General features: G+C 72.3%; 14 protein-coding genes. 4 read left to right on the top strand and 10 right to left on the bottom strand.

Going from position 1 to position 15,834, the window contains the following annotated elements:
- Nucleotides 1–64: 64 nt before the first annotated feature.
- The 4 genes from AB0F13_RS08805 to AB0F13_RS08790 are packed head-to-tail and all read right to left on the bottom strand — an operon-like array spanning nt 65 to nt 3,564.
- Nucleotides 65–1,012 carry a MerR family transcriptional regulator gene (locus AB0F13_RS08805; RefSeq protein ID WP_362077405.1) on the bottom strand — a complete coding sequence of 316 codons (948 nt, stop codon included), beginning with the start codon at nt 1,010–1,012 and terminating at the stop codon, nt 65–67.
- Nucleotides 1,013–1,051: 39 nt separating this feature from the next.
- On the bottom strand, nt 1,052–1,420 hold the full coding sequence (locus AB0F13_RS08800; RefSeq protein WP_362077402.1) for a holo-ACP synthase: 369 nt from the start codon (nt 1,418–1,420) through the stop codon (nt 1,052–1,054).
- The gene (glmS, locus tag AB0F13_RS08795; RefSeq protein WP_362077399.1) at nt 1,417–3,270 is read right to left on the bottom strand and encodes a glutamine--fructose-6-phosphate transaminase (isomerizing); all 1,854 of its coding nucleotides are present in this window, start codon (nt 3,268–3,270) and stop codon (nt 1,417–1,419) included. Before glmS ends, AB0F13_RS08800 begins: the two co-directional genes overlap by 4 nt.
- 24 nt (nt 3,271–3,294) lie before the next feature.
- Entirely contained in the window at nt 3,295–3,564 is a 270-nt protein-coding gene (locus tag AB0F13_RS08790; protein WP_362077396.1) for a hypothetical protein, read from the bottom strand.
- Between the two features lie 172 nt (nt 3,565–3,736).
- Between AB0F13_RS08790 and coaA the strand changes: the two genes are divergently transcribed.
- Together coaA and AB0F13_RS08780 are read left to right on the top strand one after the other, a co-directional pair.
- The gene (coaA, locus tag AB0F13_RS08785) at nt 3,737–4,729 is read left to right on the top strand and encodes a type I pantothenate kinase (RefSeq protein WP_362077393.1); all 993 of its coding nucleotides are present in this window, start codon (nt 3,737–3,739) and stop codon (nt 4,727–4,729) included.
- Nucleotides 4,730–4,743: 14 nt separating this feature from the next.
- Nucleotides 4,744–5,688, top strand: coding sequence for a DUF389 domain-containing protein (locus AB0F13_RS08780; RefSeq protein WP_362077390.1), 945 nt, complete (start codon nt 4,744–4,746; stop codon nt 5,686–5,688).
- Here AB0F13_RS08780 and glmM read toward each other — a convergent pair.
- From glmM to AB0F13_RS08760, 4 genes are all read right to left on the bottom strand, one after another.
- A complete protein-coding gene (gene glmM, locus AB0F13_RS08775; RefSeq protein ID WP_362077387.1) occupies nt 5,685–7,043 on the bottom strand; it encodes a phosphoglucosamine mutase in 1,359 nt (452 codons plus the stop codon). The genes AB0F13_RS08780 and glmM overlap by 4 nt on opposite strands.
- Nucleotides 7,044–7,182: 139 nt before the next feature.
- Complete coding sequence (rpsI, locus tag AB0F13_RS08770) at nt 7,183–7,689, bottom strand: 30S ribosomal protein S9 (RefSeq protein WP_362077384.1); 507 nt, start codon at nt 7,687–7,689, stop codon at nt 7,183–7,185.
- Nucleotides 7,690–7,728: 39 nt separating this feature from the next.
- Nucleotides 7,729–8,175, bottom strand: a complete 447-nt coding sequence (gene rplM / locus AB0F13_RS08765; RefSeq protein ID WP_362077381.1) for a 50S ribosomal protein L13 — start codon at nt 8,173–8,175, stop codon at nt 7,729–7,731.
- Nucleotides 8,176–8,409: 234 nt separating this feature from the next.
- Nucleotides 8,410–10,038, bottom strand: coding sequence for an ATP-binding cassette domain-containing protein (locus tag AB0F13_RS08760; protein ID WP_362077378.1), 1,629 nt, complete (start codon nt 10,036–10,038; stop codon nt 8,410–8,412).
- A 56-nt stretch (nt 10,039–10,094) separates the two neighbouring features.
- Between AB0F13_RS08760 and AB0F13_RS08755 the strand changes: the two genes are divergently transcribed.
- Entirely contained in the window at nt 10,095–11,153 is a 1,059-nt protein-coding gene (locus tag AB0F13_RS08755) for a hypothetical protein (protein WP_362077375.1), read from the top strand.
- 430 nt (nt 11,154–11,583) lie between these two features.
- Here AB0F13_RS08755 and AB0F13_RS08750 read toward each other — a convergent pair whose 3' ends face one another.
- Nucleotides 11,584–12,435, bottom strand: a complete 852-nt coding sequence (locus AB0F13_RS08750; RefSeq protein ID WP_362077372.1) for a hypothetical protein — start codon at nt 12,433–12,435, stop codon at nt 11,584–11,586.
- Between the two features lie 209 nt (nt 12,436–12,644).
- Between AB0F13_RS08750 and AB0F13_RS08745 the strand changes: the two genes are divergently transcribed.
- The gene (locus AB0F13_RS08745; protein WP_362077369.1) at nt 12,645–14,777 is read left to right on the top strand and encodes a glycosyltransferase family 4 protein; all 2,133 of its coding nucleotides are present in this window, start codon (nt 12,645–12,647) and stop codon (nt 14,775–14,777) included.
- Nucleotides 14,778–14,908: 131 nt separating this feature from the next.
- Here AB0F13_RS08745 and truA read toward each other — a convergent pair whose 3' ends face one another.
- Nucleotides 14,909–15,763 carry a tRNA pseudouridine(38-40) synthase TruA gene (gene truA / locus AB0F13_RS08740; protein WP_362077366.1) on the bottom strand — a complete coding sequence of 285 codons (855 nt, stop codon included), beginning with the start codon at nt 15,761–15,763 and terminating at the stop codon, nt 14,909–14,911.
- Nucleotides 15,764–15,834 lie beyond the last annotated feature (71 nt).

Raw genomic sequence — 15,834 nt, 5'->3', positions numbered from 1 at the left:
GGTTCGGGCGGACGGGCGGACGAGGCGTCCGCCCGGTCCCCCGGACCGGGCGGACGCCGGCCGGTCAGGCCGCGGCCCCCGCGGCACGCAGCCCCGCGATCAGCCACTCGACGGCCGGGCCCATGTCGGGCTCGCGCCATCCGTTGATCACCGCGAGCAGCCGCCAGTACCGCTCGTACCGCGAGTCGTGGCCGATCTCCATGCGCTCCAGCAGCCACGCCCGGAACTCGGGGTTGTCCTGGCGTCCCGTCATCTGAGCCGAGGCGGCGACCAGTTCGTCGACCACCGGACGGGCTTCGGCCGACTCCGGCGCGATCCCCGCCGCCCGGGCCGCGGCCGTCCGCTCCTTGATCAGCGCGGCCTGCCGCCGCGTCTCCTCGACACCGGGCCGGCCGGCCTCCCCCCAGGCCCGCACCTGGTCGTCGGCCGCCCTGCGCATGCCCGCGCGGAAGGCGTCGTCCTGCACCAGCTCCGCCAGCTCCACCCAGGCGCCGACCTGTGCGGGCGAGGGGTCGTCCGGCAGCACCGGCATGGCGTCGCGCATCGTGGCCAGGAAGCCGGGATCGACGTCCAGCCCCTCGAAGGCGCGGTCGATGAAGTCCTCGATCAGGCGGCGGCGCTCCTGATCGGTGAGGTGGGCGAGCTTGTGCATGAGTTCCAACTCCTCCGGTGTCGACCCGCGTCCGGCTACCGCCCCCAGCACGGCCCGGCGCAGCCGCAGGGTGCGGATCTGCGTGTCCAGGGCCTCGGCGTGCACGGCGGCGACCTCGGCGACGGTGACCTCGCGCTCCAGCACGCGCCGGATGGCGCCGAGGCCGACGCCCAGTTCGCGCAAGGAGCGCACGAGGCCGAGACGGGCCAGGGCCTCCGGCCCGTAGAGCCGGTAGCCCGCGGGTGTGCGGTCGGTCGGCGGCACCACCCCCGCATCGGACCAGAACCGGATCGTCTTGACCGTCAGGCCGGTCAGCCGGGCCAGTTCACCGATGGAGTAGAGGGGGGTGCCGTCGTCCATGTCCACCACCTTGATGTCTCCCGTCAGTGGAGGGTCAACTCACTTCTCCGCGATCACCACCGCAGACGCCACTCCCGCGTCGTGGCTGAGCGAGAGGTGCCACGAGGTCACCCCCAGCGCCTCGGCACGGGCGGCCACCGTTCCCCTGACCACGAGTCGCGGCTGCCCGCTGCCCTCCGTGACGACCTCGGCGTCCGTCCACAGCAGCCCGGCGGGCGCCCCCAGGGCCTTCGCCAGGGCCTCCTTGGCGGCGAAGCGCGCCGCGAGGGAGGCGGTGCCCCGCCGCTCGCCACCGGGCAGGAACAGCTCCCGCTCGACGAACAGGCGGTCCGCCATGCCGGGCGTGCGCTGCAGCGCGGCACCGAAGCGGTCGATCTCCGCGACGTCGATCCCGACCCCGATGATCATTCGACCGTCACCGACTTCGCCAGGTTCCGCGGCTGGTCGACCTCGTTGCCACGGGCCGTGGCGAGCTCGCACGCGAAGACCTGGAGCGGCACGGTGGCGACCAGCGGCTGGAGCAGCACCGGGGTGGGCGGGATCTCGATGAGGTGGTCGGCGTAGGGGCGTACGGCCTCGTCGCCCCGCTCGGCGATGACGATCGTGTGGGCCCCGCGGGCCCGGATCTCCTGGATGTTCGACACGATCTTGTCGTGCAGCACCGACCGGCCGCGCGGCGAGGGGACGACCACGACGACGGGCAGGCCCTCCTCGATCAGCGCGATCGGACCGTGCTTGAGCTCGCCCGCCGCGAAGCCCTCGGCGTGCATGTACGCCAGCTCCTTCAGCTTCAGGGCGCCCTCCAGGGCCACCGGGTAGCCCACGTGCCGGCCGAGGAAGAGCACGGTGTTCTTGTCGGCGAGGGACCGGGCCAGCTCCCTGACGGGCTCCATGGTCTCCAGCACCTCCTCGACCTCGCCGGCGATCTCCGACAGCTCGCGCACCACGCTGCGGACCTCGTCGCCCCACTTGGTGCCCCGCACCTGACCCAGGTAGAGCGCCACCAGGTAGCAGGCCACCAGCTGGGTCAGGAAGGCCTTGGTCGAGGCGACGGCGACCTCCGGGCCGGCGTGCGTGTACAGCACGGCATCGGACTCCCGGGGGATGGTGGAGCCGTTGGTGTTGCAGATGGCCAGCACCTTCGCGCCCTGTTCGCGGGCGTGCCGCAGCGCCATGAGGGTGTCCATCGTCTCGCCCGACTGGCTGATGGCGACGACGAGCGTGCGCTGGTCGAGGATCGGGTCCCGGTAGCGGAACTCGCTGGCCAGCTCGGTCTCGCAGGGGATGCGGGTCCAGTGCTCGATGGCGTACTTGGCGATCATCCCGGCGTGGAAGGCCGTGCCGCACGCCACGATGACGACCTTGTCGACCTCCCGCAGCACGGACGCCGGGATCCGCACCTCGTCCAGGGTGAGCGAGCCCGCCCCGTCGATCCGCCCGAGCAGCGTGTCGGCGACCGCCTTGGGCTGCTCGGCGATCTCCTTCAGCATGAAGTAGTCGTAGCCGCCCTTCTCGGCCGCCGAGGCGTCCCAGTCGACGTGGTACGCCCGCACGTCGCCGTCCGCCGGCGCGCCGTCGAAGCCGGTCACGGTGACACCGTCGCGCCGCAGCTCCACGACCTGGTCCTGGCCGAGCTCGATGGCCTCGCGGGTGTGGGCGATGAACGCGGCGACGTCCGAGGCGAGGAAGTACTCGCCGTCGCCGACGCCCACCACCAGCGGCGAGTTGCGGCGGGCGCCGACCACGACGTCCGGCTCGTCCGCGTGCACGGCCACGAGCGTGAAGGCGCCCTCCAGGCGGAGGCACACCTGCCGCATGGACTCGGCCAGGTCGCCGCAGGAGGAGAAGGCCTCCGCCAGCAGGTGGGAGACGACCTCCGTGTCGGTCTCCGAGCCCAGGTCGTGGCCCCGCCCGGTGAGCTCCGCCCGCAGCTCGGCGAAGTTCTCGATGATGCCGTTGTGGACGACGGCGACCCGCCCGGCGTTGTCGAGGTGGGGGTGGGCGTTGGCGTCCGTGGGGCCGCCGTGCGTGGCCCACCGGGTGTGGCCGATGCCGGTGGGGCCGGACGGGAGCGGCCGGCCGGCGAGCTCCTTCTCCAGGTTCGCGAGCTTGCCCGCCTTCTTCGCGGCGGCGAGCCCGCCGTCGGCCAGCACCGCCACTCCGGCCGAGTCATAGCCGCGGTACTCCAGCCGCCGCAGCCCTGCCAATACGACATCGAGGGCGCACTGCCCTCCCACATAGCCAACGATTCCGCACATGGGGTGCAGCGTACGGCCCGGGGGTCAACGCCCGCGGTCGATCCGGTCGATGGCCTCCTGGACCAGTTCCAGGTACTCGACCTCCTCGCAGCGCGGCTTGCTGCCGAGGACGTAGCGGTCGAGGCAGTCATCGAGATCCTGGCCGAGATCCTCCTCCGGCAGCTCGGCGGCGAGGTCGCCGCACACCTGCTCGGCGAGGTCGCCGCGGGCGGCGGCGGGCGCCGGGACGCCCAGTCGCACGAGGTGGCGTACGCGCCTCCTGGCGAGCCGGAGTACCAGAACGAAGACGAACATGACAGGCCCCTCGCGTCGTGCGGACCGGGGGCAGGAACGTAGTACTGACCCGCGAGTAGGTACAGGCCCCGGGCAGAACTTCACCCACGGGGACTTCTCCGCTCCCTTCCGTCACTGCTCAAACGGCACCCCGAAGTCATCCCTCCGCCCCTCCCGCGCGCACAATGGGCCCGTGCCGACCACCATGGAGCAGTCGCAGCAACGACGCCGCGCAGACTCGTCCCCGTTCGTGGACCTGACCCGCGCGGAGTGGAGCGCCTTGCGCGAGAACACTCCGCTGCCGCTGTCCGCGGAGGAGGTCGAGCGGTTGCGCGGGCTCGGCGACGTCATCGACCTCGACGAGGTCAAGGACATCTACCTGCCGCTGTCCCGGCTGCTCAACCTCTACGTGGGCGCCACCGGCAGCCTGCGCGGCACGCTCAACACCTTCCTCGGCGAGACGCTCGGCGAGAAGGGCGCCCAGCGCGGCACGCCCTTCGTCATAGGGGTCGCCGGCAGCGTCGCGGTCGGCAAGTCCACCACGGCCCGGCTGCTGCAGGCCCTGCTGGCCCGCTGGCCCGAGCACCCACGCGTGGAGCTGGTCACCACGGACGGCTTCCTGCTGCCCAACGCCGTGCTGCACCGCCGCGGGCTGATGTCGCGGAAGGGCTTCCCCGAGTCGTACGACCGGCGGGCGCTGACCCGGTTCGTGGCGGACGTGAAGGCCGGCAAGGACGAGGTCTCCGCGCCCGTCTACTCCCACCTGATCTACGACATCGTGCCCGGCGAGCGGCTGACCGTGCACCGCCCGGACATCCTGATCATCGAAGGCCTCAACGTCCTGCAGCCCGCCCTCCCCGGCCAGGACGGGCGGACCCGCGTCGGGCTCGCCGACTTCTTCGACTTCAGCGTGTACGTGGACGCGCGCGCCGAGGACATCGAGCGCTGGTACTACGAGCGGTTCAGGAAGCTGCGCGCCACCGCGTTCCAGGACCCCGAGTCCTACTTCCGCAGGTACACCCAGGTCTCGGAGGAGGAGGCCCTGGACTACGCCCGCCGGAACTGGCGCACGATCAACAAGCCGAACCTGCTGGAGAACGTCGCCCCGACCCGGGGCCGCTCGAACCTGATCCTGCGCAAGGGACCCGACCACAAGGTGCAGCGGCTCTCGCTGCGCAAGCTCTGACCACCGGGACACACATGCTGCATCTGCGGATGATCACGCCCGCCGACCGCACCGACGAGGTCGTCGCCCTCGTCGAGCGGACCGTCGGCACCACCCACCTCGCCGTGCTCACCGGAGCAGCGCGCAGTCCGCAGGGCGACATCGTGCTGTGCGACGTGGCCCGCGAGGCCGCCGACGAGCTCCTGGAGAAGCTGGGGGCCGCGGGTGTGCCGGAGTGGGGCGCGGTCTCCGTCGACGACGTGGACCTGACGCTCTCGCGGCGTGCGGACATCGCCGAGGAGGAGGCCCCGGGCGAGGGCGCGGACGCGATCGTGTGGGAGTCGCTGGTCGGTGAGACGCACGAGGAGTCGGCGCTGACCGTCACGTTCCTGGCGTTCCTGACGGTCGCCACGATGCTCGCCGCGTGCGGCGTGATCATCGACAGCGCGATCCTCATCGTGGGCGCGATGGCGGTGGGCCCGGAGTTCGGCCCGCTGGCCGGGCTGTGCACGGCGATCGTGCGGCGCTCCCCGCGGCTGGCCTGGCGGTCGCTGGCGGCCCTGCTGATCGGCTTTCCGGTGGCGATGGCGCTGACCGGCGGGTTCAGCCTGCTGATGGACTGGCTGGGCCTCTTCCACGAGGCGAAGTTCCTCGCGCCGCGCCCGCAGACGGCGTTCATCTGGCAGCCGGACGCCTTCTCGTTCATCGTGGCGTTCCTGGCGGGCGTCGCCGGAATCCTCTCCCTGACCTCGGCGAAGTCAGGGGCGCTGATCGGTGTGGCGATCTCGGTGACGACGGTGCCGGCCGCCGCGAATGCCGCCGTCGCGCTGTCCTACGGCAACTGGTCGGAGACCCGCGGCTCGGCCGTGCAGCTGGCGCTGAACCTGCTGGGGATCGTCGTCGCCGGCACGCTCACGCTCCTCGCCCAGAGGCTGTTCTGGGCGAGGCAGCGAAAGGAAGCGGCGCTGCAGAGCGCCTAGCCCAGCGCCGACTTCACGACGTCGGCCAGGCGCTGCGCCACCGCGCGCGCCTGCTCGATGTCGGCGGCCTCCACCATCACCCGCACCAGCGGCTCGGTGCCGGACGAGCGCAGCAGCACCCGGCCCGTGGCGCCCAGCTCGGCCTCGGCGGCGTTGACGGCGGCGGCGAGCTCCTGCGAGGAGCCCACGCGGGACTTGTCGACGTCCCGGACGTTGATGAGGATCTGCGGCAGGCGCTCCATGACGGCGGCCAGGTCGGCCAGCGGGCGGCCGGTGGCGGCGACGCGGGCGGCCAGCATCAGGCCGGTCAGGGTGCCGTCACCCGTCGTGGCGTGGTCGAGGACGATGACGTGGCCGGACTGCTCGCCGCCCAGGGCGAAGCCGTTCGCCTTCATCTCCTCCAGGACGTAGCGGTCGCCGACCGCGGTCTGGACGAGCTGGACGCCCTCGCGCTCCATGGCCAGCTTGAAGCCCAGGTTGGACATCACGGTGGCGACGACGGTGTTCTTGCGCAGCGAGTCCGCCTCGCGCATGGCGAGCGCCAGCACGGCGAGGATCTGGTCGCCGTCGATCTCGTCGCCCTTGGCGTCCACGGCCAGGCAGCGGTCGGCGTCGCCGTCGTGGGCGACGCCCAGGTCGGCGCCGTGCTCGACGACGGCGGAGCGCAGCTTGTCCAGGTGGGTGGAGCCGCACTCGAAGTTGATGTTGAGGCCGTCGGGCTCGGTGCCGATGGTGACGACCTCGGCGCCGGCGCGCGAGAAGGCCTCGGGGGACACGCGGGAGGCGGCGCCGTGGGCGCCGTCGATGACGACCTTGAGGCCGTCGAGGCGGTTGGGCAGGACGCCGATCAGGTGGGCGACGTAGTTGTCGAAGCCCTGGTCGTAGTCGCGCACCCGGCCGACGCCGGCGCCGGTGGGCCGGTCCCAGGGCTCGCCGGAGGCGTGGGAGCGGTAGGTCCGCTCGATGCGGTCCTCGAGCTCGTCGGCGAGCTTGTGGCCGCCGCGGGCGAAGAACTTGATGCCGTTGTCGGGCATGGCGTTGTGGCTGGCGGAGAGCATCACGCCGAGGTCCGCGCCGAGGGCGCCCGTCAGATAGGCGACGGCGGGCGTGGGCAGCACGCCCACGCGCAGGACGTCCACGCCGGCGCTGGCCAGCCCGGCCACGACGGCGGCCTCCAGGAACTCACCGGACGCGCGCGGGTCGCGACCCACCACCGCCACCGGGCGGTGGCCCTCGAACGTACCCGCCTCGGCGAGCACGTGCGCCGCGGCGACCGAGAGGCCGAGCGCGAGCTCCGCCGTCAGATCGGCGTTGGCGACACCGCGCACACCGTCCGTACCGAAGAGTCGTCCCACAGGTGTCCTCCGAAAAAGCGGGGCGGGGCCCGAACGGGCCCCGAACATACGTGCCAAGTCCTGACCGGTAATGGCCGAACGCCCCGGCGGCACGGATCGTGCCGCCGGGGCGTTCGGGCAGTGCAGCGAAGCGGCGTGTTTAGCGCTTGCTGTACTGCGGAGCCTTGCGGGCCTTCTTCAGACCGGCCTTCTTGCGCTCGACCGCACGGTCGTCGCGGCTCAGGAAGCCGGCCTTCTTCAGCGGGCCGCGGTTGTTGTCCACGTCCGCCTCGTTCAGGGCGCGGGCCACACCGAGGCGCAGGGCGCCGGCCTGGCCGGAGACGCCGCCACCCGAGATGCGGGCGATGACGTCGTAGCGGTCGTCGAGCTCGAGCACCTTGAAGGGCTCGTTGACTTCCTGCTGGTGCACCTTGTTGGGGAAGTAGTCCTCAAGGGTGCGACCGTTGATCTTCCACTTGCCGGAGCCCGGAACGATCCGGACGCGGGCAATGGCGTTCTTGCGGCGGCCCAGGCCGGCGGCCGGCTGCGGGTCTCCGAAACGGGACGCGAGCGACTCGGAGGTGTACTCCGACTCAACGACCTCGGTCTCGGTGGTGTACTCCTCGACGCCCTCGTCGAGCGGCATCTCGGGGGTGGTCTCAGCCACGATTCTCCTCAGACTTTCTGGTTCGGCGGTGGCCGGGACTTAGCCCTGCTTGACCTGGGTGATCTCGAACGGCACCGGCTGCTGGGCGGCGTGCGGGTGCTGGTCGCCCGAGTACACCTTCAGCTTCGAGAGCATCTGACGGCCGAGGGTGTTCTTGGGCAGCATGCCCTTGATCGCCTTCTCGACGGCCTTCTCGGGGTTCTTGTCGAGCAGCTCGTCGTAACGGACGGAGCGCAGACCGCCCGGGAAGCCGGAGTGGCGGTAGGCCATCTTCTGGGTCTTCTTGTTACCGGACAGGTGCACCTTGTCGGCGTTGATGATGACGACGAAGTCACCCATGTCCATGTGCGGGGCGTACACGGGCTTGTGCTTGCCGCGCAGCAGGGAGGCAGCCTGAGAGGCCAGACGGCCCAGGACGACGTCCTGCGCGTCGATGATGTGCCACTGGCGCGTGACATCGCCGGGCTTGGGGCTGTACGTACGCACGGTCGTAGCCTTCGCTTCTTCAGTGAGTGGGTCCTGACACGGTCCGCCGGGGACGATCACCCAGCCTTGGCCGCACGACGGGGACGCAACCCGCGCGCTGGCCGCCGGGAATCAGCCTGGCGGACAAGCGTAAGGGCCCCTCGCGTGAGAACGACCAAGCCAATACGCATAACGAACTCGTAGAGTACCGGGCAGCCCCCATCCGGGTCAAAAGAGGCCCACCACCGGCCCCGCTCAGCGCTTCCTGGCCACCCGCCCCTCGTCCCACACCGGCTCCGGCACTTCACGGACGAGACCGTCGGCCCCGAAGACCACGAAACGATCGAACGAACGCGCGAACCAGCGATCGTGCGTCACCGCCAGCACCGTCCCCTCGTACGCCTCCAACCCCTCCTGAAGAGCCTCCGCGCTCTCCAGGTCCAGGTTGTCCGTCGGCTCGTCCAGCAACAGGGCCGTGGTGCCGGCGAGCTCCAGAAGCAGGATCTGGAAGCGGGCCTGCTGGCCGCCCGACAGCTTGTCGAAGGGCTGGTCGCCCTGCTTCTCCAGCTCGTAGCGGCGCAGCACCGACATCGCGCCGCCCCGGTCCCTGGCGTGCTCGGTCCACAGGATGTCGACGAGCGTGCGGCCCAGCAGCTCCGGGTGGGCATGGGTCTGGGCGAAGTGGCCGGGCACGACCCGCGCGCCCAGCTTCCAGGCTCCGGTGTGACGCACCGGGTTCTCGGCGTCCCCCGCGAGCAACCGCAGGAAGTGGGACTTGCCCGAGCCGTTGGAGCCCAGCACCGCGACCCGCTCGCCGTAGAAGACCTCCAGGTCGAACGGCTTCATCAGCCCGGTCAGCTCCAGTCCGGCGCAGGTCACCGCCCGGACGCCCGTGCGGCCGCCCCGCAGCCGCATCCGGATGTCCTGCTCGCGCGGCGGCTCCGGCGGCGGGCCCGCCTCCTCGAACTTCCGCAGCCGGGTCTGTGCCGCGGCGTAGCGGGAGGCCATCTCGTGGCTGACCGCCGCGGCCTGCCGCAGATTGATCACCAGCTTCTTGAGCTGGGCGTGCTTCTCGTCCCAGCGCCGCCGCAGCTCCTCGAAGCGGGCGAACCGCTCCCTGCGGGCCTCGTGGTACGTGCCGAAGCCGCCGCCGTGCACCCAGACGTCGCTGCCCGCCGGGCCCGGCTCGACGCTGATGATCTTCTCGGCGGAGCGGGCCAGCAGCTCCCGGTCGTGGCTGACGAAGAGAACGGTCTTCTTCGTCTCGCGCAGCCGCTCCTCCAGCCAGCGCTTGCCGGGGACGTCGAGGTAGTTGTCCGGCTCGTCCAGCAGCAGCACCTCGTCCGTGCCGCGCAGCAGCGACTCCAGGACCAGGCGCTTCTGCTCACCGCCGGAGAGGGTGGCCGCCCGGCGCCACTGGGCCTTGTCGTAGGGGACGCCGAGCGCGGCCGTGGTGCACATGTCCCACACCGTCTCGGCCTCGTAGCCCCGCACCTCGGCCCAGTCGGACAGGGCCTGGGCGTAGGCCATCTGCGCAGCCTCGTCGTCCACGGCCATGATCGCGTGCTCGGCCGCGTCGACCGCCGCAGCCGCCTGGCGGATGCGCGGCTGGGCCACCGAGAGCAGCAGGTCCCGGACCGTACGGTCGTCCCGTACGGACCCCACGAACTGCGGCATCACGCCGAGCCCGCCCGTGACCGTGACCGATCCGCCGTGCGGCTGGAGCTCGCCCGCGATCAGCCGCAGCAGCGTGGTCTTGCCGGCGCCGTTGGCCCCGACGAGGGCGACCGCCGCCCCTTCTCCCACCCGGAAGGACACATCGCCGAGCAGCGCCCTCCCGTCCGGGAGGTAGTACTCCAGATGTGCTGCTTCGACGTGTCCCATGCGGTGAATTGTCGCCGCTCCCGGGGCACCGACCCAACCGGTTTACGATGCACGCCATGAGCTTTGGGCAGGGAGGGCCGCACGAGGCCCCGGGGGATCAGCCGTCCACGCCGCCGTGGGGGCCACCGCCACCCCAGGCGCCACAGGCATCGCAACCACCACAGGCGCCCCACGCGCCTCAGCTGCCGCCGCAGGTCCACCCGGGCACCGCCCAGGCACCCGGCTGGCAACAGCAGATACCCGGGATACCCCAGCACGGCGGCCCGGGCGCCCCGGACTGGGGACGGCTCGCCGAGGAGACGGCCGCGCGCGGCCGCCGCCGCAAGTGGCTGCTGCTGGGCGGCGGCGTGCTGGCCACCGGCGCGGTCGCCGCGATCGTGGCCACGGCCGTCATGAAGTCGGACAAGGGCGGCAAGGCCCTGCCGGCCGCCGAGAAGCTGCCCAGCGCCTCGGCCGGCACCCCCGAGCCGTCGTTCTCCCAGGTGGCCCCGCCCAACCCGCGCGAGTTCATCTCCAGCGAGGAGAAGGACAAGGCGCCGCTGTCCACCAAGACGCTCTTCCCGCACTCCAAGCCGGTCCTCGACAAGCGCACCTACAAGCGGTCCGCCACGGACACCACCACCGACTGCGCCTCCGCCACCCAGGGCGGCCTCGGCCAGGTCCTCGCCGGCAACGGCTGCCAGAAGGTCATGCGCGCCACGTACGAACGGGACGGGGTCGCCGTCACCGTCGGCGTCGCCGTCTTCGCCGACAAGGCCGCCGCCGACAAGGCGAAGGCGCAGGCCACCGGCAACATCACCGCCCTCGCCGGCGACGACGGCCCCGCCTTCTGCCGCGCCACCGCCTGCCGGCTGACCGCGAACGCCGAGGGCCGCTACGCCTACTTCACCGTCGCCGGCTACACCAACGGCAGCGCCGTCCCCTCCGACGACACCAAGGCCCTGCAGGCCGGCCGGGACGTCGCCGGCTACACCTTCCGGCGCATCATGTACCGCGCCACCGCCCAGGCGACGGACGCGGCGTCGCCGAAACCGTCCGGCAAGGCCTCGCCCAAGCCCTCCGCCAAGGAGTCACGGGCGGCCGAGCCGTCCGGCTCCGCGTCCCCCAAGGACTGACCCGCGGGGCAGGAGCGGCCGGGACGGCCGGGGCAGCCGGGACGGCCGGGGCAGCCGGAGCGGCCAGGGCGCCGAAGTGGCCGGGCGGCCGGAGCAGCCGAGGCCACCGAAGTGGCCGGGGCGGCCGGGGCGGCCGGGGCGACCAGGACGGCCGGGGCAGCCGGAGCGGCCAGGGCGCCGAAGTGGCCGGGCGACCGGAGCAGCCGAGGCCACCGAAGTGGCCGGGCGACCGGAGCAGCCGAGGCCACCGAAGTGGCCGGGCGACCGAAGTAGCCGGGCGACCGGAGCGGCCGACGCGACCGGGCGACCGAAACGGCCGGAGCAGCCGGAGCAGCCGGAGCGGCCAGGGCGCCGAAGTGGCCGGGCGGCCGGAGCAGCCGGAGCAGCCGGGCGACCGGAGCGCCGGGGCGGCCGCGCGCCGGGTCCGGGCCTAGTCCGCGCCGTCGCTGTCGCCCGCCTCGCCGCCCTCGCCGTCCTCGGCGGGCCCCGGACCGGGGCCCGCGTGCGGAGGCGGCGCCGTGGGCGGCCGCTCCGCACGCTGGAGCCTCTCCACCTTCGCCACCTGCGCCGCCATCAGCTGCTCGGGGATCTCCACGGCCCCCGGGTCGGACAGGTGCGTCGCGAAGAACATGGACAGGGTCGACCCCGTCCGTACGACCGTGACCAGGCTCGGCGCCTTCTCCGCCGCGTTCACCAGGCGGTACGCCATCGCCTCGTCACCCAGCCGGGGCGCCGGGAGCGTACGCACCTCCTCGAACCGCTGCGGCTGGCCCTCACCGGTCTTCATCCGGAACCCGCCCGCACACCCCTGCGCCGCCGACCGCAGCTCCCGCAGCGTGCTCTGCGCGCCGTCACCCTCGTACGCCGAGACCCGGATCGTGCCGAGCAGCCCCTGGAAGCCCTGCTCCGTGCTCGCCTTGGCGAAGGTGTTGACCACCGAGGCCTCGGGCGCGGGCTGCGGCTGCGAGCCCAGCGCCACCACCAGCGGCCGGCAGGCCTCGCTGCCGGTGCTGGGCAGCCCGTGCCCGGCCGTGCCCGCCGACGCCTTCTCGACCACGAAGCCCGGCACCTCCTTCGGCCCCAGCTCCACATGCCTGAGCTGGGCATGGCTCAGCACCCGCACCACCTGCCGCTCGTCCTTGTCCTCGGCGTCCCCGGCTGTCCTTCCGCCCCCCGCACCGCCGGACCCGCCGCCACAACCGGCCGCGAGCCCCAGCACCGCGACCGCGGAGACCACCACCGCCACCTTCGCCCTCACGCTTCCCGCCTCCCAGCGCTCCACCGAGCGGTCCTCGCCCCACACCTTCTTGCGACGTGACCCAAGCCACAATGTAGGCTGCGCAGGCAACTGAAATCCCTCCCAACGGTCTTAACCGGCGGTTCGGGCCACGCGGAACCGCCGGGCCGATCAGCAAGGGAAGACCAGGACACCACCCAGGCCAGGGGGAAGGACGGCCGCGGCGCCCTCGGCGCGTCGCGCACACCACCGCCATGAAGATCTCTTTCCTTTTGCAGAACGCCTACGGCATCGGCGGCACCATCCGCTCCACGTTCAACGTCGCCGGCGCCCTCGCCGCCCGGCACGACGTGGAGATCGTGTCCACCATCCGCAGCGGCGAGAAACCCCGGCTCCCCCTGCACCGCAAGGTCAAGCTGGTCAATCTCATCGACCGGCGCGCCGAGAAGGGCGCCGACCGCGACCACCCGCTGCTCTCCGAGGACAGCCGGTACGTCCCCCCGGTCGAGGCCAAGGGCGCGCACTTCAGCGCCCTCACCGACGAGCGGGTCGCCGAACACCTGGCGCGCACCGACGCCGACGTCGTCATCGCCACCCGCCCCGGGCTGGTGATGTACCTCGCCGAGTTCGGCCAGGACCGCTACCTGCGGATCGGCCAGGAGCACCGGATCTACGGCACCCACGAGCCGACCATCCGTGCCTACCAGGACGCGGCCATCCCCCGCCTCGACGCGCACACCACGGTCTCCGAAGCGGACGCGAACACCCACCGGGAACAGTTCCCCGACGCCAGGACCGCGATCACCTGCCTGCCCAACGGCTGCCCCCCGTCCGAGGTCGAGCCCTCCGACGGCAGCGCCAAGCTGGTCGTCGCCGCAGGCCGGCTCATCCCCGTCAAGCGCTACGACCTGCTCGTCAAGGCCTGGGAGACCGTCGCGGCCACCCGGCCCGACTGGAAGCTGCGCATCTACGGCCGCGGCCCCGAACTGGCGAAGCTGCGCGCACAGATCGACACCCTCGGCCTGAACGAGGCCGTCACGCTCATGGGTGCCCACTCCCCCATCGAGACCGAGTGGGCCAAGGGCTCGATCGCCGCCGTGACCTCCCGCGAGGAGTCCTTCGGCATGACGATCGTCGAGGCCATGGGCTGCGGCGTCCCCGTCGTCGCCACCGACTGCCCGCACGGCCCCGGCGAGATCATCACCGACGGCGAGGACGGCCTGCTCGTCCCCGTCGGCGACAGCGACGCCATCGCCAAGGGCCTGCTCAAGCTCATCGAGGACGACGAGCTGCGCCGCACCATGGGCGCCGCCGCCCGCGTCTCCGCTCAGCGGTACGCCCCCGAACGCATCGCCGACGCCTACCTGGAGCTCATCGACAGCCTCGGCGGCCCCCGCCCCGCGGCCGAAGAGCCCGCACCCGGAGCCACCCCCGAGCCGGAGCCCGAGCCCGAGGCGGACTCCCCGGCCCGCCACGTACCGCTCGCGAAGCGGCTGCGCCGCACGGTCGGCAGGATCGTCCGGCCATTGCGCCGCCGCCCGGCCATCGCCTCCCCCGCCGCTCCGGCGGCGAAGACCACCCTCAAACCGCTGCGCCCGGTCGCCTCCTGCCGCGTCGGCGCCGACGGCGACATCCTTCTCTCCGTGGACAGCAAGGGCATCAGCGGCGACGAGCTCTCCCTCACGGTCACCCGCCGCAAGGAGGGCAGGCCCGTCGAGGTCGCCCTGCGGCCCCCGGCCGACGGGACCGGCCCGTACACGGCCGTGCTCGAACGCGCCCGCATGCGGCTGGGCGAGGGCCGCTGGGACCTGCACGTCGTACGGGCCGAGGACAGGGCCCGCCGCCGCGTGGTGTCCCATCTCGCCGAGGGCCGCGGCCTGGTGGACCTGGAGCCACTGCCGGGTGCCCCGTTCACCTGGTGGGTGCCGTACCCGACCGTGGACGGCTACCTCGCCCTGCGGGCCTGGCACCGCCACGCACACGCCGAGGCCCGTTCCGTACAGGCAGCCGGCGACGCGTTCACCGTTGAAGGCACCCTGCACGGCACGGAGTTCACCGCCGACAGCAACCCGGTCGTCCTCGGCACCCCGCGCGGCGAGGCCGCGTCCGAGGTGACCGTGGACGTCGAGGTCGTGGACGCCACGGCCTACCGCTTCACCGTCCCCTACGAGCGCCTGCGCGCGGCCCGCACCGGCACCGGCGCCACGACGTGGGACCTGGCCCTGCGGCTCGCCCCCGACGCACAGCCGGTGAAGATCGGCCGCCTCATCGGCGACATCGTCGACCGCAACAAGACCGACCTCTACCCAACGGTCGCAGGCGTCCGCCCGTACTTCACGGTGAACAGCGACCTGGCGGTCAACCTGACGGCCTCCGAAGAGGCCTGACACTCAATCGCCGGACGGGGGCACATCACGCCCGTCCGGCGTTTGAGGACAACAACCAGCCCGTCCGGCGTTTGAGGACAAGAAACGGCGAAAGGGCGGGGCGGGGAAAATCCCACCCCGCCCTCACACACCTAACAGCACCCAGCCCCCGGCAACGTCCTCCTATTGCGCGCCGCAAGATTCCGCGCGGCAAGCTCGGAGTCCGCCGGATACCCGACCTCCTCCAGCGTCAGCCCGTGCGGCCGCACCACATGCACCGCCGAATCGCGCACCCCCGCGCGAAGCACCTTGCCCGGCCAGTCCACCGGCCGGTGCCCGTCACCCACGAACAGCATGGCGCCCACCAGCGACCGCACCATGTTGTGGCAGAAGGCGTCCGCCCGCACGGTGGCCGTGATGACGCCGGAGGCGTCCCGTTCCCAGCTCAGCTGCTGGAGCGTACGGATCGTCGTCGCGCCCTCGCGCTTCTTGCAGTACGCGGCGAAGTCGTGTTCGCCGACCAGCTGCCGGGCGGCGGCGTTCATCGCGTCGACGTCCAACGGCCAGTCGTGCCAGAGCACATGACCGCGCAACAGGGGATCCACACCGGCGGTGTGATCGACGACCCGGTAGGCGTACCGCCGCCAGATCGCGGAGAAGCGCGCGTTGAACCCGGCCGGAGCCTCGGCGACCTTCCACACCCGGACGTCGTGGGACAGCCGTCCGGCGAGCCGGCGCAGCAGTTTGTCCTCGTGCTCGGCCCAAACCTCCGCCGGAAGATCGACATGAGCGACCTGGCCCCGCGCGTGCACACCCGAGTCCGTACGGCCGGCGACCGTCAGCTCGTAGGTCTCCTGGGACCGCGTCACGGTCCGGATCGCGGCCTCGATCTCGCCCTGGACCGTGCGCTGGCCCTCACGCTGCTTGGCCCAGCCGGAGAAGTCCCTGCCGTCGTACGACAGGTCCAGCCGCACCCGGACGAACCCGGGCTCCACCTCGTCACTCACCGAGTGTTCCTCTCAGAAATGCGGAACGGGCCCGCCCCGTAGGAGCGGACCCGTCCAGACGGCCCAGGCTG

Source organism: Streptomyces sp. NPDC026206 (assembly GCF_040638465.1).
Taxonomy (GTDB): domain Bacteria; phylum Actinomycetota; class Actinomycetes; order Streptomycetales; family Streptomycetaceae; genus Streptomyces.
This window is presented reverse-complemented; position numbering and strand designations above follow the sequence as displayed.